At 71.4% G+C, this 21,692-nt stretch carries 23 protein-coding genes; 11 read left to right on the forward strand and 12 right to left on the reverse strand.

Features of this window, described 5'->3' with window-relative positions:
* The first annotated feature begins 435 nt into the window (after positions 1 to 435).
* From STRBO_RS0135940 to STRBO_RS0135960, 5 genes are all read left to right on the forward strand, one after another.
* The gene (locus STRBO_RS0135940; RefSeq protein ID WP_005485871.1) at positions 436 to 975 is read left to right on the forward strand and encodes a SigE family RNA polymerase sigma factor; all 540 of its coding nucleotides are present in this window, start codon (positions 436 to 438) and stop codon (positions 973 to 975) included.
* Positions 975 to 1,793 (forward strand): hypothetical protein, encoded by an 819-nt coding sequence (locus STRBO_RS0135945; protein ID WP_202500076.1) that lies wholly within the window; start codon positions 975 to 977, stop codon positions 1,791 to 1,793. Before STRBO_RS0135940 ends, STRBO_RS0135945 begins: the two co-directional genes overlap by 1 nt.
* Positions 1,794 to 1,801: 8 nt before the next feature.
* The gene (locus tag STRBO_RS0135950) at positions 1,802 to 2,032 is read left to right on the forward strand and encodes a hypothetical protein (protein WP_005485873.1); all 231 of its coding nucleotides are present in this window, start codon (positions 1,802 to 1,804) and stop codon (positions 2,030 to 2,032) included.
* Positions 2,033 to 2,445: 413 nt separating this feature from the next.
* Positions 2,446 to 4,080 (forward strand): penicillin-binding transpeptidase domain-containing protein, encoded by a 1,635-nt coding sequence (locus tag STRBO_RS0135955; RefSeq protein WP_005485874.1) that lies wholly within the window; start codon positions 2,446 to 2,448, stop codon positions 4,078 to 4,080.
* Between the two features lie 164 nt (positions 4,081 to 4,244).
* Positions 4,245 to 6,005, forward strand: a complete 1,761-nt coding sequence (locus STRBO_RS0135960; protein WP_028797038.1) for a penicillin-binding transpeptidase domain-containing protein — start codon at positions 4,245 to 4,247, stop codon at positions 6,003 to 6,005.
* A gap of 16 nt (positions 6,006 to 6,021) precedes the next feature.
* Here STRBO_RS0135960 and STRBO_RS0135965 read toward each other — a convergent pair whose 3' ends face one another.
* Positions 6,022 to 6,654, reverse strand: coding sequence for an RBBP9/YdeN family alpha/beta hydrolase (locus STRBO_RS0135965; protein ID WP_005485877.1), 633 nt, complete (start codon positions 6,652 to 6,654; stop codon positions 6,022 to 6,024).
* Positions 6,655 to 6,922: 268 nt separating this feature from the next.
* Between STRBO_RS0135965 and STRBO_RS0135970 the strand changes: the two genes are divergently transcribed.
* The 3 genes from STRBO_RS0135970 (at position 6,923) to STRBO_RS0135980 (ending at position 8,633) form a co-directional block, all read left to right on the forward strand.
* On the forward strand, positions 6,923 to 7,435 hold the full coding sequence (locus STRBO_RS0135970; RefSeq protein ID WP_005485878.1) for a YbaK/EbsC family protein: 513 nt from the start codon (positions 6,923 to 6,925) through the stop codon (positions 7,433 to 7,435).
* Positions 7,432 to 8,277 (forward strand): DMT family transporter, encoded by an 846-nt coding sequence (locus tag STRBO_RS0135975; protein WP_005485879.1) that lies wholly within the window; start codon positions 7,432 to 7,434, stop codon positions 8,275 to 8,277. The genes STRBO_RS0135970 and STRBO_RS0135975 overlap by 4 nt, the downstream gene beginning before the upstream one ends.
* An 80-nt stretch (positions 8,278 to 8,357) precedes the next feature.
* Complete coding sequence (locus tag STRBO_RS0135980) at positions 8,358 to 8,633, forward strand: DUF1876 domain-containing protein (protein WP_028797039.1); 276 nt, start codon at positions 8,358 to 8,360, stop codon at positions 8,631 to 8,633.
* A gap of 324 nt (positions 8,634 to 8,957) precedes the next feature.
* On the opposite strand, the gene STRBO_RS0135985 is transcribed toward STRBO_RS0135980, so the two are convergent.
* The 6 genes from STRBO_RS0135985 to STRBO_RS0136010 form a co-directional block, all read right to left on the reverse strand.
* The gene (locus STRBO_RS0135985; protein WP_005485881.1) at positions 8,958 to 10,133 is read right to left on the reverse strand and encodes a serine hydrolase domain-containing protein; all 1,176 of its coding nucleotides are present in this window, start codon (positions 10,131 to 10,133) and stop codon (positions 8,958 to 8,960) included.
* A 163-nt stretch (positions 10,134 to 10,296) separates the two neighbouring features.
* Positions 10,297 to 10,767, reverse strand: a complete 471-nt coding sequence (locus STRBO_RS0135990) for an organic hydroperoxide resistance protein (protein ID WP_005485882.1) — start codon at positions 10,765 to 10,767, stop codon at positions 10,297 to 10,299.
* A gap of 149 nt (positions 10,768 to 10,916) precedes the next feature.
* Positions 10,917 to 11,390, reverse strand: coding sequence for a MarR family winged helix-turn-helix transcriptional regulator (locus STRBO_RS0135995; RefSeq protein ID WP_005485883.1), 474 nt, complete (start codon positions 11,388 to 11,390; stop codon positions 10,917 to 10,919).
* Between the two features lie 197 nt (positions 11,391 to 11,587).
* Positions 11,588 to 12,400: an energy-coupling factor ABC transporter ATP-binding protein gene (locus STRBO_RS0136000; protein WP_078531643.1), complete on the reverse strand. Its 813-nt coding sequence runs from the start codon at positions 12,398 to 12,400 to the stop codon at positions 11,588 to 11,590.
* Positions 12,388 to 13,149: a cobalt ECF transporter T component CbiQ gene (gene cbiQ / locus STRBO_RS0136005; protein WP_005485886.1), complete on the reverse strand. Its 762-nt coding sequence runs from the start codon at positions 13,147 to 13,149 to the stop codon at positions 12,388 to 12,390. Before cbiQ ends, STRBO_RS0136000 begins: the two co-directional genes overlap by 13 nt.
* 1 nt (position 13,150) lies before the next feature.
* Entirely contained in the window at positions 13,151 to 14,221 is a 1,071-nt protein-coding gene (locus STRBO_RS0136010) for an energy-coupling factor ABC transporter permease (protein ID WP_005485887.1), read from the reverse strand.
* Between the two features lie 285 nt (positions 14,222 to 14,506).
* Here STRBO_RS0136010 and STRBO_RS0136015 point away from each other — a divergent pair, with 285 nt between their 5' ends.
* Both STRBO_RS0136015 and STRBO_RS0136020 read left to right on the forward strand, forming a co-directional pair.
* The gene (locus STRBO_RS0136015) at positions 14,507 to 14,851 is read left to right on the forward strand and encodes an SsgA family sporulation/cell division regulator (RefSeq protein WP_005485889.1); all 345 of its coding nucleotides are present in this window, start codon (positions 14,507 to 14,509) and stop codon (positions 14,849 to 14,851) included.
* A gap of 74 nt (positions 14,852 to 14,925) precedes the next feature.
* Positions 14,926 to 15,609: a histidine phosphatase family protein gene (locus STRBO_RS0136020; protein WP_005485890.1), complete on the forward strand. Its 684-nt coding sequence runs from the start codon at positions 14,926 to 14,928 to the stop codon at positions 15,607 to 15,609.
* A gap of 17 nt (positions 15,610 to 15,626) precedes the next feature.
* Here the strand turns inward: STRBO_RS0136020 and STRBO_RS0136025 are convergent, their stop codons facing one another.
* Together STRBO_RS0136025 and STRBO_RS0136030 are read right to left on the reverse strand one after the other, a co-directional pair.
* Positions 15,627 to 16,505: an intradiol ring-cleavage dioxygenase gene (locus STRBO_RS0136025; RefSeq protein ID WP_005485891.1), complete on the reverse strand. Its 879-nt coding sequence runs from the start codon at positions 16,503 to 16,505 to the stop codon at positions 15,627 to 15,629.
* Positions 16,506 to 16,625: 120 nt separating this feature from the next.
* On the reverse strand, positions 16,626 to 16,853 hold the full coding sequence (locus STRBO_RS0136030) for a hypothetical protein (protein WP_005485892.1): 228 nt from the start codon (positions 16,851 to 16,853) through the stop codon (positions 16,626 to 16,628).
* Between the two features lie 237 nt (positions 16,854 to 17,090).
* On the opposite strand from STRBO_RS0136030, the gene STRBO_RS0136035 reads away from it, so the two are divergent.
* A complete protein-coding gene (locus STRBO_RS0136035; protein ID WP_005485893.1) occupies positions 17,091 to 17,555 on the forward strand; it encodes a hypothetical protein in 465 nt (154 codons plus the stop codon).
* A gap of 16 nt (positions 17,556 to 17,571) precedes the next feature.
* On the opposite strand, the gene STRBO_RS0136040 is transcribed toward STRBO_RS0136035, so the two are convergent.
* From STRBO_RS0136040 to STRBO_RS0136050, 3 genes are all read right to left on the reverse strand, one after another.
* Positions 17,572 to 18,189: a DinB family protein gene (locus STRBO_RS0136040; RefSeq protein WP_005485900.1), complete on the reverse strand. Its 618-nt coding sequence runs from the start codon at positions 18,187 to 18,189 to the stop codon at positions 17,572 to 17,574.
* Between the two features lie 88 nt (positions 18,190 to 18,277).
* The gene (locus STRBO_RS0136045; protein ID WP_005485902.1) at positions 18,278 to 20,590 is read right to left on the reverse strand and encodes an MMPL family transporter; all 2,313 of its coding nucleotides are present in this window, start codon (positions 20,588 to 20,590) and stop codon (positions 18,278 to 18,280) included.
* Positions 20,591 to 20,739: 149 nt separating this feature from the next.
* Positions 20,740 to 21,345 (reverse strand): TetR/AcrR family transcriptional regulator, encoded by a 606-nt coding sequence (locus tag STRBO_RS0136050; protein ID WP_005485903.1) that lies wholly within the window; start codon positions 21,343 to 21,345, stop codon positions 20,740 to 20,742.
* Positions 21,346 to 21,692 lie beyond the last annotated feature (347 nt).

Here is a 21,692-nt window from a genome sequence, read left to right on the forward strand (position 1 = left end):
ATGACCCTGACCTGCGCGGTTTTTGGCAGGCAATAACCCGGAATCTGCCACGGGGGACAAGAAGAACGCCACTCAGTGGGTCAGTACGTATGGCTTCACGTCTTCCTGCTGCCGCACTCCACAGACAAGGTCCTCAAGCGTGTTCATGGAGGGGCGTGGGGAATCCAGGAGCCATACCTCGACACCGTGCCGATCGACTACTTCAAGGTGCGGGCAGGACGGCGTAGGCGACTGCTAGCGGCACCAAGAGTGACCTTCCCCTCGTAGCGTTGAGGCTGTGGCTGCCGCGGAAGGTGCCGGTGCGGCAGGCGTGAGGCCACGGCCGCGCGGGCCCGCCGCACAATCTCCGGGCCCGAGGCTCGAAAAATATCCTCCGCGCGGCGGTGCAACGAAATCCGATCCTCATGGACTCCTTCAACTATCTAGGAGGTGCCCATGAGGGATCGGAAAGAGGCTCGGGACGCGGAGTTCCAGAGCTTCGTCGTCAGCCGCTGGCCACGGTTGCTGCGCACGGCCTTCCTGCTCACGGGGGAGCAGCATGCCGCGGAGGACCTGGTCCAGTCGACGCTCGAACGGGTCTATGCGGCCTGGCGCAGGGTCGGCGCGGCCGACGACCCCGACGCCTACGTACGGTGCGTGATGATCAACGCGCACGCCCGCAGGCACCGCAGACGCCTCAAGGAGTTCCTGGCGCCGAAGGACGACTCGGGCCTCACCCACGAGCTGCCCGACGCCGACGACCGCATCGCGCGGGCGGACGACCGCGGCGCGCTGCTGACGGTGCTCGCCGCACTGCCCGCGCGCCAGCGGGAGGCGGTGGTCCTGCGGTACTGGGAGGACCTGAGCGAGGCGCAGGCGGCGGAGGCCATGGGATGCAGCGTCGGCACGGTGAAGAGCAACACGGCGCGGGGGATCGCGAAGCTCCGCGCCCTGCCGGGACTGGCCGAGGCACTCACGAACGGAGGGCGGAAGTGATGAGCGGGGACAGGGAGAGGAACCACGACATGCCGTACGACGAGGCGCACACGGACATCGCCCTCCTGCTCGCGGACGCGGCGGACGAGGTGGAGGTCGGCGCGGCCCCCTATCAGGCGGTGCTACGGGGAGGGAGGCGCCGCAAGACGCGCCGCTGGGCGGTGGCCGCGGCGGCAGCGGCGGTGATCGCGGGGACGACGCTGGCGCTGGCGGGAGGCATGGGCGACGGGCACGGGGCGGGGCAGGTGGCCGCGCGGCCCTCGGCGGGGACGGCGAAGCAGAGTCCCGACCGGCGGGTGACGACTCTGGCCAGGGGCACGGACCACGGCACGAAGTGGAAGGTCGACGCCGCCGTCTGGACCTCGCCGAAGACCACGGCGAAGGCACGCGCCCAGCTCGCCGAGATGGCCCTGTACGGGGAGGAGCCGGTCAAGGTGGATAAGGCCTCGGACCTGGTGGGCGAGAGCTGGTTCTTCATGCACCTGACCGTGGGGGGCAAGCCGTCGACGGTGATCCTGAGACTGTTCAAGAAGGACGACGTGGTCGCGATCAAGCATCTCGAGGCGTACCCGGGGCCGTTGGACACCGACGACCAGGTCGACGCCCCGCAGCGCCTGGTGATCGGCCAGGTCGCCCGGACCGTCCAGGAGGTCACCTGCACCTGGGACGACGGCACGAAGACCCTGGTGGAACGGGCCCCTGCGGGGGCCGGCGACTTCAAGAACCTGATCCGCGAGGTGGACGGCTCCCCGAAGGACTGGTTCGTGTGCCTGGGGCCGGACGGAGTGAACTACAAGAAGGCGGAGGTCACGGGGTGAGGTGAGCGATGCGGGCAGGGCGGCGGCAGGGGTCACAACCACCCCTGCTGCCGCGCCTCGGCCGCGACGATCTTCCACAGCGACCGGTTGAACTCGCCCAGTACACGTCCAAGGCGTACAACAAGCTCTGTGACCGTCTGGGCGTGGTGCAGTCCATGGGACGGGTGGGGTCCGCGCCGGACAATGCCGCCGCGGAGTGTTTCAACTCGCTGATCAAGGTCGAGTACATCCACCGCTGACAATTCGCGACCCGGACCGAGGCCCGCCTGAAGATCGCCACATGGATCACCGGGTTCTACAACCCGCGACGAAGACACAGCGCGGCCGACGGCCTACCGCCCGAGGAGTTCGGAAGAATCATCGCCGGCCCCACCCCCAGGCTTCCTCTACTTCTGGCCCCTCTGCACCGGCCAGCCCATCCCGATCGACAGCTGGCGGTCGCGGATGTGGCTGGATACCTGGGTGTGATGGCCGAACCCCGTTCGCCGGGCTCTGGCGGGCTAACAATCAGGGCACGCACAGGAGTCATTTTCCCCACGCGTTACTCCGGCGTGTTTACAGTGAGCCTCGGCAAGCGGTTTCTGAACGCGTTCAAAGGATGTTCGGGGCCGGACGGGAAGCCACCACGGGGTAACGGGGAAGGGATCGCGTCATGCGCAAGGGGGTCAAGGTCGCCATAGTCGGCGGAGTGTTCGCGGCGATGGTGGGCGGTGCCGGGTACGGCGGGTACAACTTCGTGACCGCGCTGAACGGGGACGGCGGGGGCGTCGAGAAACGCACCGGGCCGCCGGGCGGGGACGAGGTCCGGGAGACGACGGAGAAGTTCTTCGCCGCCTGGGAGAAGGGCGACTCGGCCACGGCGTCGTCGTACACGAACGACGCGGTGGACGCGGGGAAGGTCTTCGGCAGCTTCACGGGCGTCGCGCGGATCGACGACGTGAGGATCGAGCCGGGCAAGCCCACCGGGAGCGGCGCCCGGACCGTCCCGTTCTCCGTCAGGGCGACCGTGTCGTACCAGGGCAAGAGCAAGGAACTCGCGTACAAGAGCCGGCTGACCGTCGTGCGCGGGAAGACGACCGGGCGGGCCCTGGTCGACTGGCGGCCCTCCGTCGTGCACCCCGAGCTGAAGAAGGGGGACACGCTGTTCACCGGGGAGGCGGCGGCGCCGCCCATCGAGGCCGTGGACCGCGACGGCAAGGCGCTGACCAAGGAGAAGTACCCCTCCCTGGGGCCGATCCTCGACACGCTGCGCGAGCGCTACGGCGCCGACGCGGGCGGCACCCCCGGCATCGAGCTGGGCATCCACCACACCGACGCCGAGGCCGGCGACACCACCCTGCTGACCCTCACCAAGGGCAGGGCGGGCAAGCTGCGGACCACGATCAGCGCCCGGACGCAGGCGGCGGCCGAGCAGGCCGTCACCAAGTACCCCGAGTCGTCCGTGGTCGCCGTGCAGCCCAGCACCGGGCAGGTGCTGGCCGTCGCCAACCACCGCGACGACAGCTTCAACGCGGCCTTCCAGGGTGAACTCCCGCCCGGCTCCACGATGAAGATCGTCACCGCCGCGATGCTCATCGACAACGGCGTGACCTCCATGAACGGCCCCGCACCCTGCCCCGCCACGGCCACCTGGATGAGCCAGACCTTCAAGAACCTGCCCGGACTGAAGCCGGACGAGACGCCGAACGCGACGCTCGCCAACAGCTTCGAGCGGTCCTGCAACACGGCCTTCATCAAGCTGATCGACGAGAAGCCGCTGTCCGACGAGTCGTTGACCGAGGAGGCGCAGGAACGCTTCGGGATCGGCCGGGACGACTGGAAGACGGGCATCGTCTCCATGGACGGCAAGGTGCCGCCCTCCGGCGGGCCGAACCGGGCCGCCAACGCCATCGGTCAGGGTGACGTCCTGATGAACCCGCTCAACATGGCGTCGGTGACGTCCACGGCGATCACGGGGACGTTCCGGCAGCCGTATCTGGTGTCACCGAAGCTGGACGACCGGGAGCTGGCCACCGCGAAGGGGCTGTCGACCGGTACGTCCTCGCAGTTGAAGCAGATGATGAGGCTGACCGCGACCCGGGGGACGGCCGCGACCGTCATGTCCGGGCTCAGCGGCGACATCGGCGCCAAGACCGGTTCCGCGGAGATCGACGGGCAGGCGGTGGCGGACAGTTGGTTCACCGGGTTCCGGGGGGACGTGGCCGCGGCGGCGATGTCGGAGGGTGGCGGTCGCGGGGGCGAGGCGGCCGGTCCGATCGTGGTGGATGTGCTGCGAGTCTCTCCGTAGGGGATGCGGCTCGTCGCGGGGTGCGGGTCCGGTGGGGCTTCTCGCGCGCTTACCACCAGCCCGCGGACAAACGCGGCCCCACCCACGGAGTGACCCGCGGGACTCTAGGGTGGTGGTTCTCGTTGAGGGACGAGAGGCAGCCGGGGGCAGCGGAAGGTCGGAGCGTGGGTAAGAGAAGGCGTGTCGACGAGCGGAAGGCCGCGAAGTCGGGGAGGTCGCGGCGGCACCTCGTCCTCGGCGGAGTGGCCGTCGCGGCCCTCGGTGGTGGCGCGGTCGCCGTGTACACGGTGTTCGGCGCCGGCGCGTCGGCCGACGACCGTTCGGCCGACGCCAAGGCCGTGAAGAGCGGCCCCCTGTCCGCCGTCGAGGTCCGCTCCGCCGCGACCGCGTTCCTGACGGCCTGGCAGAAGGGCACCGTGACCAAGGCCGCCGCCGCCACGGACGACTCGACGGCCGCGAAGACCGCGCTGACCGGCTTCACCAAGGACGCCCACGTCAAGGACGTCACCCTCACCCGCGGCAAACGCGCGGGCGACAAGGTGCCGTTCACGGTGAAGGGCACGGTCTCCTACAAGGGCACGGCCAAGCCGCTCACCTACGAGTCCGCCCTCACCGTCGTACGGGCGAAGAAGGACGGCGAACCCGTCGTCGAGTGGCAGCCGTCCGTCGTGCACCCCGACCTCGACGAGGGCGACCGCCTGGTGACCGGTGAAGCGGGCACGCCCCCGGTGAAGGCCCTGGACCGGGACGGCGGTGAGCTGACGACGAAGAAGTACCCCTCGCTGGGCTCGGTGCTGGACGGTCTGCGGGAGAAGTACGGCAAGAAGGCGGGCGGCAAGGCGGGAGTCGAGCTGCGGATCGTCCGCGCGCACCCGGAGAAGGCCGGGCCGGACGGCACCTCCTCCGGCAAGTCCGCCGGTTCCACCAAATCCACGAACTCCACGAAGTCCACGAAGTCCACGAAGGAGAAGGCCGCCGACAAGACGCTGCTGGAGCTGAGCAAAGGCACGCCCGGGGAGCTGAGAACGACCCTCAGCCCGGGGCTGCAGGCCATCGCCGAGTCGAAGGTGGCGGCCACGAAGCGCGCGTCGGTGGTCGTGATGCGCCCCTCGACCGGCGAGATCCTCGCGGCGGCCAACTCCAGCGCCTTCAACGTGGCGTTCCAGGGCTCCCTGGCCCCCGGTTCCACGATGAAGATCGTGTCGTCGGCGCTGCTCATCGACAAGGGCCTGGCATCGGCGGACAAGGTCCACCCGTGCCCCAAGTTCTCGTCGTACGGCGGCTGGAAGTTCCAGAACGACGACAAGTTCGAGATCAAGAACGGCACGTTCAAGGGGAGCTTCGCGCGCTCCTGCAACACCGCCTTCATCTCCCAGGCCAAGAAGCTGGACGACAACTCCCTGACCCTGGAGGCCCAGCAGGTCTTCGGGCTCGGCCTGAACAACTGGGCCATCGGCGTGTCCAGCTTCGACGGCGCGGTACCGGTGCAGAGCGCCGCCCCGATGGCGGCCTCGCTGATCGGCCAGGGCGGTGTGCGGATGAACCCGCTGAACATGGCGTCGGTGGTGTCGACCGCCAAGACGGGCGTCTTCAAACAGCCCTACCTCGTCGCCCCCTCCCTCGACGGCCGCACCCTCGCGACCGCCTCCCGGCCCCTGTCCGCCACGGCCCGTACGCAGCTGCGCGAACTCCTCCGGTACACCGCCGCGGCCGGTACGGCGGCCGAGGCGATGTCGGGCCTCGGCCCGGACTACGGTGCCAAGACCGGCTCCGCCGAGGTGGACGGCCAGAAGGAGCCCAACGGGTGGTTCACCGCCTGGAAGGGCGACCTGGCCTCCGCCGGGGTCGTCCAGGAGGGCGGCCACGGCAGCGAGTCGGCGGGGCCGATCGTGGCGGCACTGCTGAAGGCGGGCAGCGGGGGCTGAGTTCCGGCGTCTGCGGTCATGTACGGGCGTGGACGGGGGTCTTCTCGTACGACTCGGGCGACTCGGCCAGGCACCAGTCGAAGACCGACGGCCAGGGACCGTAGCCCGCGTCCAGGTCCAGGTGGGCCTGGCCCGGCAGGACATCGACGGGCAGGCCCAGGGGGTCGGCGTAGAGCGTGGCCGCGCCGCCGGGGCAGTACGGGTCGTCGTCGCCGCCGACGACCCGGGTGTACGAGGCGGCCGCGGCCAGTCGTGCGGGGTCCGGCCGCGGCGGGGCGAACTCGGCTATCTCCGGGTGCTCCAGGGCGACGTCGGGGGCGGGCGGGGCGACGAGCAGGACGCGGTCGACGGGGCCGGACAGGACGTCGTCCCGCGCGACCGCGTGCAGCCACAGCAGACAGGCCAGGCTGTGGCAGACCACCGTGATCCGCCGGCCCGTCAACTCCGCCAGCAGGGCGTCCAGTTCCGCCAGCCACCGCTCCAGGTCCGGGTCGTCCGGCTCCGGCAGCTGCGGGTACGCCACCTCGTGGCCGAGGTCGGTGAGGCGGTCGGCCAGCCAGTGCTGCCAGTGGGCGGCCGGGCGGTGGTTCTGCCACCCGTGCAGGATCAGGAAGGCGCGGGTGCCGTCGGCGGGCGGGGTCTCTGTCATCCCCAGATCGTCAGCGAAGCGGGTCCTGCCGGTCCAGTGCCGTCTCTGTGGCTGGATGGATCGCCGGGTGCGGGCTTTTAGGGGCGCGGGGAACTGCGCGAGGAGCCCCACCGGGCCGCACCCGACGAACCGCCTCGACAAGCGCGGGGCGCGGCCCCGGTTCTCAGGGGCGCGGGGAACTGCGCGAGAAGCCCCACGCACCCGCACCCACCGCACCACCCCGACAACCCCCTCGCATGGCCCGTACACCCACCGCTAGCGTGCCCGCATGACCAACCCCGCGCAGGACACCGAGGGCTCCGCCGCCCACCCCCGTTTCGCCGAGGCACTCACCGCCCTGGGCCTGGCCGAACTGCACGCCCGGATCCGCAGGTTCCCAGAGGCCACGAGGACCGCGGCGGAGGCGGCGGCAGCCCTCGGCTGCGAGTTGAGCGAGATCTGCAAGTCGCTGATCTTCGCCGCGGACGGCGTCCCCGTGCTGGTGCTCATGGACGGCGCGTCGAGGGTCGACCTGGAGCTGGTCCGGCGCGAACTCGGCGCCACGAGGGTCACCCGGGCCCGCGCCGACGTCGTACGGGAGACGACCGGATACGCGATCGGCGGCGTCCCGCCCTTCGGGCACCGCACCAGGACCCGCGTCCTCGCGGACCGCTCGCTGCTGGACCACGCGACCGTGTGGGCGGCCGCCGGCACCCCGTACACCGTCTTCCCCATGGACCCCAGGACGCTGATCGCCCACGCGGGCGCCACCCTGGTGGACGTCCGCGAACACAGCGCGTGACGCCCCTCGTCACCGCGGCGGTACTGCTCGCCGCGGTCACCCACGCCAGCTGGAACGCGATCGCCCACAAGATCACGGACAAGCTGGTCGGGTTCACGCTGATAGCCGGCGGCGGGGCGCTGATCGGGTTCGCGATGGTGCCGTTCGTGCCGCTCCCGGAGGCCGGCGCGTGGCCGTATCTGATCGCCTCGACGGTCGTACACCTCGTGTACTACGTGCTGCTGATGACGTCCTTCCGCCTGGGCGACTTCGGCCAGGCCTACCCCATCGCCCGCGGCTCCGCGCCCCTCGTCGTCACCGTGCTCGCCGCCGTCTTCGCGCACGAGGTGCCGGACGGCTGGGCGGCGGCCGGCATCCTGCTGAGCTGCGCCGGGCTGACCGGGGTCGCGCTGTGGGGCCTGCGGGGCGACCGCCCCCACTGGGCGGCGATCGGTGCCGCGCTGGCCACGGGCGTCTCGATCGCCTCGTACACGGTCGTGGACGGCCTCGGCGTACGGGCCTCCGGGTCCGCCCTGGGCTACATCGCCTGGCTGATGGCCCTGGAGGGGCTGGCGATCCCCGCCTACGCGGTCTGGCGTTGGCGCGGCGAAACGGTCGCCCTGCTCCGGCCGTTCGCCGCCGTGGGCCTGCTCGGCGCCGCGCTGTCCGTGGCGGCGTACGGCCTGGTCCTGTGGGCCCAGACGAAGGCGGAACTGGCCCCCATAGCGGCCCTGCGGGAGTCGTCGATCCTCGTGGGGGCGGCCATCGGGGCGGTGTTCTTCAAGGAGCGGTTCGGGGCGCCGCGGCTCGTGGCGGCCGGCCTGCTGGTGGTGGGGATCGGGCTGATGCTGCGGGCCGGGTAGACGGAACACGTGCCGGGCAGGCCGTGCGTCCCCGGGCACGGAGGGGCACTCTGGAAAGAGGGGTTCCGGAGGTGATCGTCATGATGAAATCCACAGTCGGATGGCATATCGAGCTGGAGTTCCAGGAGGACGACCAGCGCACCCGGGCGGCGGCCCTCGTACGCCTCCCCGACGGGCAGGAAGTACGTGCGAACGGCTACGCCAGCCGTCACCGCTCCGACTCCCGGCAGCCCCGGGTCGGTGAGGAGATAGCCGGCGCGCGGGCCTTGAACGAGCTGGCCATGAAGCTGCTCACCAAGGCCCACGACGAGATAGACGAGGCATCGGGCCGGACGTCCCACCCGATCGCGCTCTGACGCTCCGGGTCGGCGAGGACGACCGGACGACGCCATCGCGCCCACCCCTGCATGGCCGGAAGGCGGCCGCGCACGAGCGGGCGCGGTGGCGTTCGCCCCTGTCGGCGCGCGAAGAGTGGACGCGTTGCCAAGTGACAGTGGACCGTCAGCCAACGACATTGGCCGGATTTCCGCGCATCCTGGTGATCGCCGCCGCGGAGTGCGGCCGTCCGGAAACACCGGGACCGTGCCAGGACACCAGCGGGGGAGCCCTGGGCCGGTCCGGCCGCTCACCCGTGACGGCCCCTCCGCGGCGGCGATCGCGCGGGCGGAGCCGATCGACGCTCAGCGCGCCAGCGCCTCCCGCACCGCCCTCACCAGGGCCTGCGCCCGGGGGTCCGCCGTCACCGTCTTGCGGTAGCCGTTCGTGACGTAGCCGAAGGCGATGCCGGTCTCCGGGTCGGCGAAGCCGAGGGGGCCGCCCCGGCCGGGGTGGCCGAAGGAGCCGGCGCCGAGCAGCGGTGAGGCGGTGCCGTGGAGCATGTAGCCGAGGCCGAAGCGGGTGTTGATGACGAGGACGCGGTCGGGGCCGGCGGATTCCTCGGCACGGGCCGCCTCCATGGTCGCCGGACCGAACAGCCGTACGCCGTCGACCTCGCCGAGGAGCGCCGCGTAGAAGCGGGCCAGGGCGTCCGCCGTGGCGATGCCGTTGGTCGCGGGGAGGGCGGACGCGCGGTACGCCGGGTCGTTCTGGTCCGGGAACGGGGTGATCGCGGCGAAGGCGCGGCGGGTGAGGGAGCCGGGGTCGTCGTAGGCCTCGGTGACCGACCGCTTGGCGCGTACCCGCAGGCCGCCCGTCGGCTCGGGGGCCGACTCCAGACGGCCCGCGCGGCCGACCCGGCCCGCCGCCGCCACCGTGTCCGGCAGGCCGAGCCACAGGTCGTCGTCCAGGCCCAGCGGGGCGGCGATGTCGGAGGCTATCCACTCGCCCGTTCCCCGGCCGGTCACGCGCCGGACCAGTTCGTCGAGCATCCAGCCGTACGTCAGCGGGTGGTAGCCGTGGTCGGTGCCGGGCTCCCAGGCAGGGGCCTGCGCGGCCACGGCGGCCGGTCCCCGGCGCGGGTCCAGCGACTGGGCGGGGGTGAGGGGCCGGTCCAGGACGGGGAGCCCCGTCCGGTGGCCGAGCACGTGCCGCACCAGCGCGCGGTCCTTGCCGTGCGCCTTGAATTCCGGCCAGTACCGGCCCACCGGCGCGTCGAGGTCCAACTCCCCGCGCTCGGCCAGCATCAGCGCCACCGCGGCGGCCACGCCCTTCGTCGCCGAGCGCATGATCTGGGCGGTGCCGCGCCGCCAGGGCTCGTCGCCGTCGATGTCACGGGTGCCGGCCCACAGGTCGACGACCTTGCGCCCGTGCCGGTACACGACGACCGCCGCGCCTCGCTCGCCGAGCGCCTCGAAGTTGCGTACGAACGCGGTCCTGACCGGCTCGAAGTCCTCGGCGACCGTACCGTTCACGTCCACGCCGAGCTCCCTGTCCGTTCGTTCACCGCGACCACGCGCCGCGACCGCCCACGCGATCCGTCCGCCGCGATCCGTTCGCCGCGACGACGGATGCAACGTACAGGCAGGGTTCCGGACTCCTCTCGCCCGGGGCCGCGCCGCCGCTTCCGCCGCCGCGCCGCACTCAGCCCAGCAGGATCGAGACCTCGATGTTGTCCCGGGTGGCGTTCGAGTACGGGCAGACCTGGTGGGCCGCGTCGACGAGTTTGGCCGCGATGTCCTGGTCGATGATCGGGAGCGAGACGCTGAGGGCGACGGCCAGGCCGTAGCCGCGCTGCTTGTTGGGGCCGATGCCGACCTTCGCGGCGACGGTGGAGCCGGTCAGGTCGTAGCCCGCGCGGCGGCCGACGAGGACCAGCGCGTTGTGGAAGCAGGAGCTGTACCCGGCGGCGAACAGTTGCTCGGGGTTGGTGCCCTCGCCGTCGCCGCCCATCGCCGGCGGCATCGCGACCTTGAGGTCGATCTGGCCGTCCTGGCTGGTGATGTAGCCGTTCCGGCCGCCGTGCGCGGTGGCCTCGGCGACGTACATGATCTTCGTCGGACGCGTGTCCGGACGGGTGTCCGCACCGGTCTCCACCGCGGCGTCGTCAGTCATGCCCTTGGCCTCCCCCAGGACGAGCGCGTGGCCTCCCCAGGACAGGCGCGCACGAATACATCGTGCACAAGGTACCGGCCGGTAGGGGAGAGCGGTTACCGGGGGGTAGTAACCACGGGTAACACGAAGACCGCTGGGTTCACCTCCGCTCAGCGGCCCGCCGCCTTGGTCGCCCGCGCCGTGACCTGCCACAGTTCCTCGCGCAGCCGGGCGACCTCGGGGCCCTGCAGGCCGGTCGCGGCGGCGAGGGTGGCGGGGACGGCCGCCGCGCGGTCGCGGAGCTGTTCGCCACGGCCGGTGAGCGCGATGCGCACCGTGCGCTCGTCCCGCAACGAGCGTTCGCGGCGCAGCAGTCCGGCCGCCTCCAGGCGCTTGAGCAGGGGCGAGACGGTGCCGTAGTCGAGGCGCAGGGCGCCCGCGAGTTCCTTGACGGTGGTCTCGCCGCGCTCCCAGAGGGAGAGCATGACCAGGTACTGCGGGTAGGTGAGGCCGAGTTCGTCGAGCAGCGGGCGGTAGGCGGCGGTCACCGCGCGCTGGGCCGCGTACAGCGCGAAACAGAGCTGCTCGTCGAGGAGCAGCGAACCGTGGCGTTGCGCATCCGCTTGATTCGTCACGGGGCCCATTGTCACGGACGCGTGGGGGGTGGTGTCGGGGGGTTGTGGTCGCGTGCGGGTGGGTGGGGGTTGTTCGCGCGGTTCCCCGCGCCCCTGAAGGGCACCGGCGCGGGAGGGGTTTCGTCCGCGGGCCCGGTGGGGGATCTCGCGCAGTTCCCCGCGCCTCTGGAAGCACCGGCCCCGCGGGCCACAGTGTTCCCGGCCGACTAGCCCGCTCGCACCGAGCGGGGGTCGAAGCCGAAGGGGAGTTCCAGGCGGTGGGCGCGCATCAGGGTGTCGTCGGTGAGGAGTTCCCCCGTCGGACCGTCCGCCGCGATGACCCCCTCGCTGAGGATCAGGGAACGCGGGCACAGTTCGAGCGCGTACGGCAGGTCGTGCGTGACCATGAGGACGGTGACGTCCAACGCCCGCAGGATGTCGGCCAGTTCGCGCCGGGAGGCCGGGTCGAGGTTGGAGGACGGCTCGTCGAGGACGAGAATCTCCGGCTCCATGGCGAGGACCGTGGCGACGGCCACCCGCCGCCGCTGCCCGAACGACAGATGGTGCGGCGGCCGTTCCTTGAACTCCGCCATCCCGACCTGCGCGAGGGCCCGGTCCACCCGGGCCTCCAGCTCGGGACCCGTCATCCCCGCCGCCGCGGGCCCGAAGGCCACGTCCTCCCGCACGGTCGGCATGAACAACTGGTCGTCCGGGTCCTGGAAGACGATGCCGACCTTGCGCCGGATCTCCGCCATGTGCCGTTTGCCGACGGGCATCCCGGCGACGGTCACCGTGCCCGCGCCCCCGGTGAGGATGCCGTTGAGGTGCAGGACGAGCGTGGTCTTCCCGGCCCCGTTCGGCCCGAGCAGCGCCACCCGCTCGCCCCGCCCGACGGTGAAGTCGACGCCGAAGAGGGCCTGATGGCCGTCGGGGTAGGCGAAGGCGAGCCCGGCGACCTGGAGGGACGGGGGCACGGGGTCCACGGGGCTCACAGGGGTCACGGGGGTCACGGGGTTCTCGGGCGCGGTCACAGGCTCCATCCCAGCAGACAGACGACGAGCGCGGCGACCGGGAGGGCGAACGCGTACGACCACTGCGCCCGGGACGCGGTCACCTCGTCGATCACGGGCATGGTCCCCGCGTACCCCCGGCTGATCATGGCCAGATGGACCCGCTCGCCCCGCTCGTACGAGCGGATGAACAGCGCCCCGGCCGTCTTGGCGAGGACCCCCCAGTGCCGCACGCCGCTCGCCTCGAACCCGCGCGACTCGCGCGCGATCCGCATCCGCCCCATCTCGTCGGTGATCACATCCCCGTAGCGGATCATGAAGGACGCGATCTGGACGAGCAGCGGCGGCAGTTTCAGGCGCTGGAGTCCGAGGAGGAGTGCGCGGAGTTCGGTGGTGGACGCGAGGAGCACGGAGGCGGCGACGCCCAGCGTGCCCTTGGCGAGGACGTTCCAGGCACCCCACAGCCCGCTGACGCTCAGGGACATCCCGAGGACCTCGACACGCTCGCCCTGCGCCACGAACGGCATGAGCACGGCGAACGCGACGAACGGGATCTCGATCAGCAGCCGCCGGAGCAGGAACCCGGCGGGTACGCGGGCCAGGTGCGCGACCACGCCGAGCAGCACGGCGTACAGCCCGAACGCCCACATCGCCTCCCTCGGCGTCGACACCACGACGACGACGAAGGCGAAGACGGCCGCGAGCTTGGTGTGCGGGGGCAGGGCGTGCACGGGCGAGTGCGCGTGTCGGTACAGCTTGTGGGCGTGGCCGGAGCCCATGTCAGGCGTTCTCGCGGAGGTCCGGGACGGCGGCCGGGGAGGTGTCGTTCGTACGCCGCCTGCGCACGGCCCAGAAGATGCCGGTACCGGCGGCGACGGTGACGCCGACTCCGATCACGCCCGCGAGACCGCCCGCGAGCCGGGCGTTGTCGAGGCCCTCGACGCCGTAGTCGGCGAGCGGGGAGCCGGCGGCGGCGTGGTCCTCGACCTTGGCGTCGATGCCCTTGTCGGCGGCGACCTTCTCCAGCCCGTCGGGGTCGGCCGACGCGTAGAAGCTGACGACACCGGCGAGGAGGAGGGAGGTGCCGAGGCCGGCGAGGAGGAGGGTGCGCGGGGAGCGGGCGGCGACGGGGGCGGGCGCGGCGGCCGGCGCGGCGGCGGGGGCGTCGACCAGTTCGCCGTCGATCCTCAGCTTCAGCGGGGCGGTCAGACCGCGGGCGCCGTGGACGAGGTCGGGCCGTACGGCGATGACGGCGCCGACCGTGGCGGCGGTGATCGCGGCCTCGCCGAGGCCGATGAGGACGTGGACGCCGACCATGGCGGTGAGCACCGAGCCGACCGGCACGTCCGTGGTGCCGCCGATCGCGTAGACGAATGTGAAGGCGGCGGCCGCGGCGGGCACGGAGATCAGCGCGGCGACGAAGGCGGAGACGGTGATCGAGCGGCGCGTCCTCGGCAGGAGCCTGGCCAGCCCGCGGAAGACGGCGTAGGCGACGACGGACGTGACGACCGCCATCACGCTGATGTTCACGCCGAGCGCGGTGAGGCCGCCGTCGGCGAAGAGGATGCCCTGCATCAGGAGCACCACGGACACGCACAGGATCCCTGTGTAGGGGCCCACGAGTATCGCGGCCAGGGCCCCGCCGAGCAGATGTCCACTGGTCCCGGCCGCGACCGGGAAGTTCAGCATCTGCACGGCGAAGATGAACGCCGCGACGAGACCGGCGAGCGGCGCCGTCCGCTCGTCCAGTTCACGCCGGGCGCCGCGCAGGCTCACGGCGACCGCACCTGCGGCGACGACTCCGGCGACCGCCGAGACGGGGGCGTTGATGAATCCGTCGGGGACGTGCATACGCGGGCTCGCTCTCCTGGTACGGGGCCGGGCCACCGGGTGGGGACGCGCTGGCTGAGGGCTGCCTTCCGACGGGGGCCGGAGTGGCTGGAACCTTACGATGATAGAGCCCTGTTGCGACCCTCTTGCAAGAGCGCCTTGGCACTGAATAGCGAACAGCTCGCCGCGGCCGCGGGGCCTCCGGGGGCGCCGGGCGGAAAATATGCGACATTGGAGAGGCAGCGGAAGCGGTGGACAGCCGATTAACCGCTTCTGCGTGGGTCACTCAGCGTGAGGAGCAGCCCGATGTCTGTCACCGTCGAGCAGTACGCCCGGGCCCATGTCGTCACGGACTCCCCCGATGACCGGGACACCGTGCCGGTCATCCTGCGCTATGACCCCGACACCGATGCCTCCGCCGTCCGCGTGCGCCTGCCCGGTCCCGACGAGTGGACCTTCCCCCGCGACCTGCTCGAACGCGGCCTGCGCGCCCCCACCACCTCCGGTCCTGTGAGCATCTGGCCCTGCGGCCGGGTCCAGGCCGTCATGGAGTTCCACTCCGCGCAGGGGGTGGCGGTGCTGCAGTTCGACACGAAGGCCCTGATCCGCTTCCTGCGACGGACGTACACGGCCGTGCCGGTGGCGCACTGAGCGCGTCCGGCGCCGGCCCGGCTCCCCCGCCCGGTGAGGGACTGCCGCCCCCGTACACCCTCGCGTCATTGTGGGTGGTGCGGCACGGGCAGAGCACCGCGAACGTGGCGTACGCCGAGGCCGAGCGGACCGGGTCGACCGTGCCGTTGCCGGGCCGGGGCAGGGACGTTCCGCTGTCGGAGCTGGGCCGTACGCAGGCCGGGGCGCTGGGCGGATGGCTGGCGGGGATCACCGGGAAGGGCGGCGAGGAGGCTGCCGGCGGCGGACCGGGGCCGGATCTGGTGGCCTGTTCGCCGTACGTACGGGCCCGGCAGACCTGGGAGGCGATGGCCGGGCACCCGCGTGTGGTCCCGCCTCCGCTCCTCGTCGACGAGCGGCTGCGCGACCGGGAGACGGGGATCTTCGAGATGCACCCGCCGGACGCGCGGCGGGCCCGCGCGCCCGAGGAGGCGGCACGGTGGGCCCTCGTCGGCGACTGGTTCTACCGTCCGCCGGGCGGGGAGGCGCTGACCGATGTGGTGCTGCGGGTGCGGGACTTCGTCCGCGAGCTGGACCGGGTCGCCCCCGGCCGGCGGGTGCTGCTGATCGCGCACGACGCGATCGCCGTCGCCGTCCGCCTCGTGTGCGCGGGCCTCGGTGCGGCGTGTCCCGACGGGCTGCCGCCCGTCCCCAACGCCTCGGTCTCGCAGTGGGAGAGCGACGGGGGACGGCTGCGGCTGACGCGGTGGGGGGACACGGCGCACCTCGATCCGGGCTGAGCGAAGGGCTCGCGGGATCACACCGGGACGGTGAGGGTGGCCGTGTATCCCTGGTCGGTGCCGCCCTTCATGGTGGCGAGCTGCTGGTCGTAGCCGTCGCTGAAGATGTTGTCGGTCTCCAGGGAGAGTCGGCCGAGGTTCTCGACGCTCGCGCCGTACCCGTCCGTCGCGTACACGGTGTCGCACACGTCCTTGGGGAAGGCGAGCTGGGAGGTGGCGGCGATGTTCTGGGCGGCGGTGGCGTCGTCCAGGCTGTCGTAGACCTCGAAGTGGACGTGCGGCCAGCGGCCCGGGTAGCAGCCGGGGAAGATCGACGTGAAGGTGACCTGGCCCTTGTCGTCGGCCTCCTGGACGCCGCGCAGGTAGTTCTCCTCGGTGACGCCGTCGGAGTAGAGGGAGTAACGGCCCTCCCGGTCGCAGTGCCACAGGTAGACCGCTGCGCCCTCCTTCGGGGTGTCGCAGCCGGAGGCCTGGTCGACGACCGTCAGCGTGATCGTCAGCGGGATGCCTTCGGCGACGCCGTCGGCCGAGCCGAAACTCTTCGCGATGTCCCGCCGGACGACACCGCTCTCCTTGAGGACGTCCGGGCCGTTCGAGCCGTCACCGGGGTAGGGGCCGGCCGTCTCGGTGGGGATGACCTCGCAGTCGGCGCCGGAGGTGCTGGAGGTGCCGGACGAGGACGAACCGGAGGAGGACGCGTCCGACGCGGAGCCGCCGCCGGAGCCGTCCGTGGAACAGGCCGCGACCAGCGGGACCATGCTCGCGCCGGCCAGCAGTCTGATCATGCGGCGGCGGGCGAACACCGGGAGGTCGTACGAGAGCCCTCTGTCGAACTCGTCCTCGTGGTCGTGCCCGTGGCCATGGCCGCCGCTGCCGTTCCTGGGTGCTGTGCTCATGATGCCGAACCACGCCTTCCGAAGGTTCCCGTCATGGAATGCACGTGATGCTATGAGCGTTTCCTGTGCGCTTCCCAGCCGCCTGCCATGAGCACGTTGTCAGCCGGGCGCCGCATCCGGTCACCGTACGGCCCCCAGCACCACGAGCGTGAACAGCGCCGGAGGGGTCGCGATCATCGTCGCCAGGTGGACGACCAGCGCCCGCGTCAGCCCCAGCACCGGGAACAGCACCAGCCCGCCCAGCAACCACCAGCCGTAGATCCGCCCCGCGAGCTGCCAGGCCGCGGTCTCCTCGGCCCGGGTGACCGGCTCCACGAACAGCACGCCGACGGCCACGAGAAGAAGCACGCAGCACAGAAGCACGTTGCCCGCGCCGACGCCGACCGCGACCCGCCTGTCCGCCCGCCGTATCTGCCGTATCTGCCGTATCTGCCGTGCGAGCCGGAGCGCACGGGGCGGAGGCTCCGTAGGACTCACCGTCTCCCCAGCTGTCGTTCGACAAACGCGGCCCTGCCGACCGGGGTTGAGATCGAGCGCATGCCGTCGCGAGTGACCCCGGCCGTCACCGCGTGATCAGCTTGGCGTGTGGAGACCATCATCGCCAGTGGCATAGCCGTACTCGGCACGCTCCTCGGCTCTGGGCTGACCCTCGCCCTCCAGCAGCGCGCCGCCGACCGGAGTCACGAGTTGGCGCGTCGGGAGAAGTTGCGCCAGGAGCGCCTCGACGCGTACTCCGTGTACGCCGGGGCGCTGATCAACTACCGTCGGGGCCTCGTCCACCTGTGGTTCTGCGAGCACGAACAGCCGCCGCCCGACGACCCGGACGCGGTCCGGATTCGCGCGTACGACATGCGGTCGAACGCCCAGGAGGCCCTGTTCCGGGCGCAGATGCTCACGGACGACGCGGCGCTGAGCCGGAGCGCGGCGACGGTCCTCTCGGACATCACGGCACTGTCGAAGATCGCGGACCGGCCGCGGTTCGACGAGCACAGGCTGGCGACCCTGGACGGCATCACCCGCCTCATCATGACGGCCAAACAGCACCTCTGAGGGGTCCCGGCACGGGTCACGCACCGACCGTCCCGTCCACCCCCTCCCGCAGGAAGTCCGCGTGGCCGTTGTGGCGGGCGTACTCCAGCAGGACGTGGATCATGACCATCCGGAGCGAGACCTCCGCGTTCCAGCGCGGCTGGTGGCCGGCGAGGTCCAGTGACTCCGCCTCCCGTTCGATACGGCGCGAGGTCTCCACCTCCGCCTCCCACGCCCCGAACGCCTCCGCCCGCGTCGAGGCGCTCGCGTCGTACGCCGCCTGGAAGTCGATCTCCTTCGACCACACCATGGGGGCGTCGTGGTCCTCGAACACCCGGCGGAACCAGGCGCGTTCGACCTCCGCCATGTGCCGTACGAGGCCCAGCAGCGAGAGGGCCGACGGGGGCATCGACCGGCGGCGCAGTTCCTCGTCCGTGAGGCCCGCGCACTTCATGGCGAGGGTCGCGCGGTGGTAGTCGAGGAAGGCGCGGAGCGTGGCGCGTTCCGTGCCGAGGTGAGGCGGGCCCACACGGGTGTCACGAGTCTCGTCGGTCGCGTCGATCTCGTCGGTCGCGTCGGTCGCGTCGGTCGCGTCGGTCGCGTCGGTCGCGTCGGGGGCGCCGGGGGCATGGGTCGCGTCGGTCTCTTCGGGCATCCGTCATTTTCACCCCTCACGCGGAAGCCGGTGAGGGCTCCCGTCCTCACGGGCCCTCACCGGCTGTCCTGCGTGTCCGTCCCGCGTGTCAGGCGCGGATCAGCTCCCTGTCCTCGTCGTCCTCGGCCGAGGTCCCGGTGGCGTCGTGCGCCCGCAGCCCCTCACCCTCGACGTCGACGTTCGGCAGTGCCCGGTCGAGCCACTTCGGCAGCCACCAGGCCTTGTCGCCCAGGAGGGCGAGGACGGCCGGGACGATGGCCATGCGGACGACGAACGCGTCGAAGAAGACGGCGATGGCGAGGCCGAAGCCGATCATCTTGATCATCGACTCGCCGGAGCCGATGAAGCCGGCGAAGACGGCCATCATGATCGCCGCGGCGGCCGCGACCACCCGTGCGCTGTACCTGAAGCCCGTCACCACGGCCTGGTGCGCGTTCTCGCCGTGCACGTAAGCCTCGCGCATCCGGGTCACGAGGAACACCTCGTAGTCCATGGCCAGGCCGAAGACCACGCCCACCATGAAGATCGGCATCATCGACATGATCGGGCCGGTCTCCTCGACCCCGAGGAGCCCCGCCAGCCAGCCCCACTGGAAGACCGCGACCACGGCGCCGAGCGCGGCCAGCACGCTGAGCAGGAAGCCGAGGGCCGCCTTCAGCGGAACCAGGATCGACCGGAAGATCACGATCAGCAGGAGGAAGGCCAGGCCCACCACCAGCGCGAGATAGGGGATCAGCGCGTCGGTGAGCTTCTGCGAGAAGTCGATGTTCATCGCGGTGGCGCCGGTGACCAGCACCTTCGCGTCCGTGTCCGCCGTCACGCCGGCGCCCGCGTCACGGATGGAGTGCACCAGGTCCTCGGTCTGGGTCGAGGACGGCTTGGACTTCGGGATCACCGTGATCATCGCGGTGTCGCCGGCCTTGTTGAAGGTCGCGGGCGTCACCGTCACGACGTCGTCGAGACCCTTGATCTCGTCGGTCACCGCGGTGGCGGCCCGCTGCGGGGACGCGCTGCCCTTGGCATCGACGACGACCATCAGGGGGCCGTTGAAGCCGGGTCCGAACCCTTCCGAGAGCAGGTCGTACGCCCGGCGCTGCGTGGTGGACGTCGACTGCGAACCGTCGTCGGGCAGGCCCAGCTCCAGCCGGCCGGCCGGGAGCGCGATCACCCCTAGGCCGACGACGCCGAGCAGCAGCACGGCCACCGGACGACGGACGACGAAGCTCGCCCAGCGGGTGCCCAGGCTGGGCTTGGCCGCGACGGGCGCCGCGCCAGGCGCCTCACCGGTCTCCTCGCCGGCCTTCGCGGCGGAGACCTCGGCAGATCCCTCGGCAGATCCCTCGGTGGGCTTCTTCGCCCTGCCGCGTCCGAGCAGTCCGCCCTTCTCACCGGCGGGCCGGACCTTGCGGCCCGCGTAGCCGAGCAGCGCCGGGACCATGGTGAGGGCGATGAGGACCGCGACGACGACCGTGCCCGCCGCCGCGAGACCCATCTTGGTCAGCATGGGCACGTTGACGACCGCGAGACCGGCCAGCGCGATCACGACCGTGAGCCCCGCGAAGACCACCGCCGAGCCGGCGGTGCCGACGGCCCGGCCGACCGCCTCCTCACGTTCCCTGCCTTCGGCCAGTTCGGACCGGTAGCGGGAGACGATGAACAGCGCGTAGTCGATACCGACCGCGAGACCGAGCATCAGGGCGAGGGTGGAGGTGGTGTCGCCGAGGTCGAGCGCGCTGGCGAGCGCGGTGATGGTGGAGACCCCGATGCCGACGCCGATGATCGCCGTCAGCAGCGGCAGCCCGGCCGCGACCAGCGAGCCCAGGGTGACGACGAGGACGACCGCGGCGAGGGCGAGACCGATGATCTCGCCGGTGACCGCCGTCTCCGGCTCGGCCTGCAGGGCGTCACCGCCCATCTCGACCGTGAGCCCGGCGGCCTGCGCCTTGTGCGCGGTGGTCTCCAGGGCCTCCTTCGAGGAGTCCTTCAGCTCCATGGCCGGGACCTTGTACGTCACCGAGGCGTAGGCGACCGTCCCGTCCTGGCTGACCGCGCGGGTGGTGAACGGGTCACTGACGGAGACGACTTCGGAGCCGTCGCCCAGCTCCCCGACCGTCTTCTCGACGGCCGCCTTGTTGGCGGCGTCGGTCATCTTCTCGCCCTCGGGCGCCTTGAAGACGACCCGGGCGGTGGCGCCGTCGGCGCTCATGCCGGGGTAGCGCTGCTCCAGCAGGTCGAAGGCCTTCTGGGCCTCGGTGCCGGGGATGGAGAAGGAGGAGGATCCGGCGGCGGGCGCGGAGGCGGCACCGACGCCCGCGAGCGTCAGCAGTGCCACCCAGATCAGGGCTACGAAATGTCGTCGCCGGAAGGCGAGTCGACCGAGTTTGTAGAGGAAAGTGGCCACGGGGGCGGTACTCCCGTTCAGGTCGTGGACGTGCAGGAGGGCAGGACGGGTCAGCCCGTGCCGAAGGCGGGGAAGGAGAGAGGGGCAGGGCTGATCAGCCCGACGACATGAGCGGTGGCGTCAGGTACGGGTGTTCGCCGGCTACGGGACTACTGGGTGGTCGACACACCGAGGGCGGGGAGGACCACGGCGTCGATGTACGAAGCGAGGAAGCCCTGGGTCGGCGGCAGATCCTCGATCATGCCGCGCGCGACGAAGGCTCCGATGAACATGTGCAGCACGTAGTCGATGGCCGGGTTGTCCTCACGGACCTCACCCCGGTCGACGGCACGCTGCAGCATGCGGCGGGTCTCCTCCATCTCGGGCTCGATGATCAGCTCACGGAACGCCTTCAGGAGGTCGGGATTTCCATGGATCGCCATGGCCAGGCCCCGCATGAGCGCGGAGTTCTGTTCCATGGTGCAGTCGTCCTGGGTGCCGATCATCGCGTGCATGTCACCCCGCAGGGACCCGGTGTCGACGGAGGCGATGTCGGGGCCGGGCTTGTTGGCCCGCATCGCCTTCGCCACCAGCTCGGCCTTGCCGCCCCACTGGCGGTAGAGGGTGGCCTTGCTGGACCGGGTGCGGGCGGCCACGGCGTCCATGGTGAGAGCGTCGTAGCCGACCTCCCGGAGCAGTTCGAGGACGGCCGCGTACAGCTCGGCCTCGCGCTCGGGCGTGATCCGACTGCGGCGCACCGTCGCGGTCTCAGTCATCGCACTCCCCTTGCTCCGGCTTCGCGTTCGGAACGACAAGGCTACCGGCCGCACCCCTGGGGCACGGGCCGACGACCCCGTTTCCGAACGAAACGGTTTCGTACGCTTAAGAAGATACCCCGGCCGCTAAGAAAACGAAACCGTTTCGTACGTGTCCTGGGTCACGGCGGTGAAGTTGCCGGTGCCTCCCGGGCGGAAAAGCATGGGTAGGTGAGCGACACCTATGAGCGAGGGATGAGCCCGGGGCGAGGGGCGGGCCCGGAGCGAGGGATGAGCCCGGAGCAGGAGCCGCGCCGAAAGCAGGACCCACGCCAGGAGCAACGGTCGGACCCGGAGCGAGCGACGCA

The sequence above is a fragment of the Streptomyces bottropensis ATCC 25435 genome, assembly GCF_000383595.1.
Taxonomy (GTDB): domain Bacteria; phylum Actinomycetota; class Actinomycetes; order Streptomycetales; family Streptomycetaceae; genus Streptomyces; species Streptomyces bottropensis.

Excerpts from the sequence above, each read along its gene's own strand:
- STRBO_RS0136025 (WP_005485891.1), bottom strand. The coding sequence starts at position 16,505 with ATGAGCACAGCACCCAGGAACGGCAGCGGCGGCCATGGCCACGGGCAC.
- STRBO_RS0136050 (WP_005485903.1), bottom strand. The coding sequence starts at position 21,345 with ATGACTGAGACCGCGACGGTGCGCCGCAGTCGGATCACGCCCGAGCGC.
- STRBO_RS0136015 (WP_005485889.1), top strand. The coding sequence starts at position 14,507 with ATGTCTGTCACCGTCGAGCAGTACGCCCGGGCCCATGTCGTCACGGAC.
- STRBO_RS0136000 (WP_078531643.1), bottom strand. The coding sequence starts at position 12,400 with ATGGAGCCTGTGACCGCGCCCGAGAACCCCGTGACCCCCGTGACCCCT.
- STRBO_RS0135940 (WP_005485871.1), top strand. The coding sequence starts at position 436 with ATGAGGGATCGGAAAGAGGCTCGGGACGCGGAGTTCCAGAGCTTCGTC.
- STRBO_RS0135955 (WP_005485874.1), top strand. The coding sequence starts at position 2,446 with ATGCGCAAGGGGGTCAAGGTCGCCATAGTCGGCGGAGTGTTCGCGGCG.
- cbiQ (WP_005485886.1), bottom strand. The coding sequence starts at position 13,149 with ATGGGCTCCGGCCACGCCCACAAGCTGTACCGACACGCGCACTCGCCC.
- STRBO_RS0135945 (WP_202500076.1), top strand. The coding sequence starts at position 975 with ATGAGCGGGGACAGGGAGAGGAACCACGACATGCCGTACGACGAGGCG.
- STRBO_RS0135970 (WP_005485878.1), top strand. The coding sequence starts at position 6,923 with ATGACCAACCCCGCGCAGGACACCGAGGGCTCCGCCGCCCACCCCCGT.
- STRBO_RS0135995 (WP_005485883.1), bottom strand. The coding sequence starts at position 11,390 with ATGGGCCCCGTGACGAATCAAGCGGATGCGCAACGCCACGGTTCGCTG.
- STRBO_RS0136040 (WP_005485900.1), bottom strand. The coding sequence starts at position 18,189 with ATGCCCGAAGAGACCGACGCGACCCATGCCCCCGGCGCCCCCGACGCG.
- STRBO_RS0135990 (WP_005485882.1), bottom strand. The coding sequence starts at position 10,767 with ATGACTGACGACGCCGCGGTGGAGACCGGTGCGGACACCCGTCCGGAC.
- STRBO_RS0135950 (WP_005485873.1), top strand. The coding sequence starts at position 1,802 with ATGCGGGCAGGGCGGCGGCAGGGGTCACAACCACCCCTGCTGCCGCGC.
- STRBO_RS0135980 (WP_028797039.1), top strand. The coding sequence starts at position 8,358 with ATGATGAAATCCACAGTCGGATGGCATATCGAGCTGGAGTTCCAGGAG.
- STRBO_RS0135965 (WP_005485877.1), bottom strand. The coding sequence starts at position 6,654 with ATGACAGAGACCCCGCCCGCCGACGGCACCCGCGCCTTCCTGATCCTG.
- STRBO_RS0136010 (WP_005485887.1), bottom strand. The coding sequence starts at position 14,221 with ATGCACGTCCCCGACGGATTCATCAACGCCCCCGTCTCGGCGGTCGCC.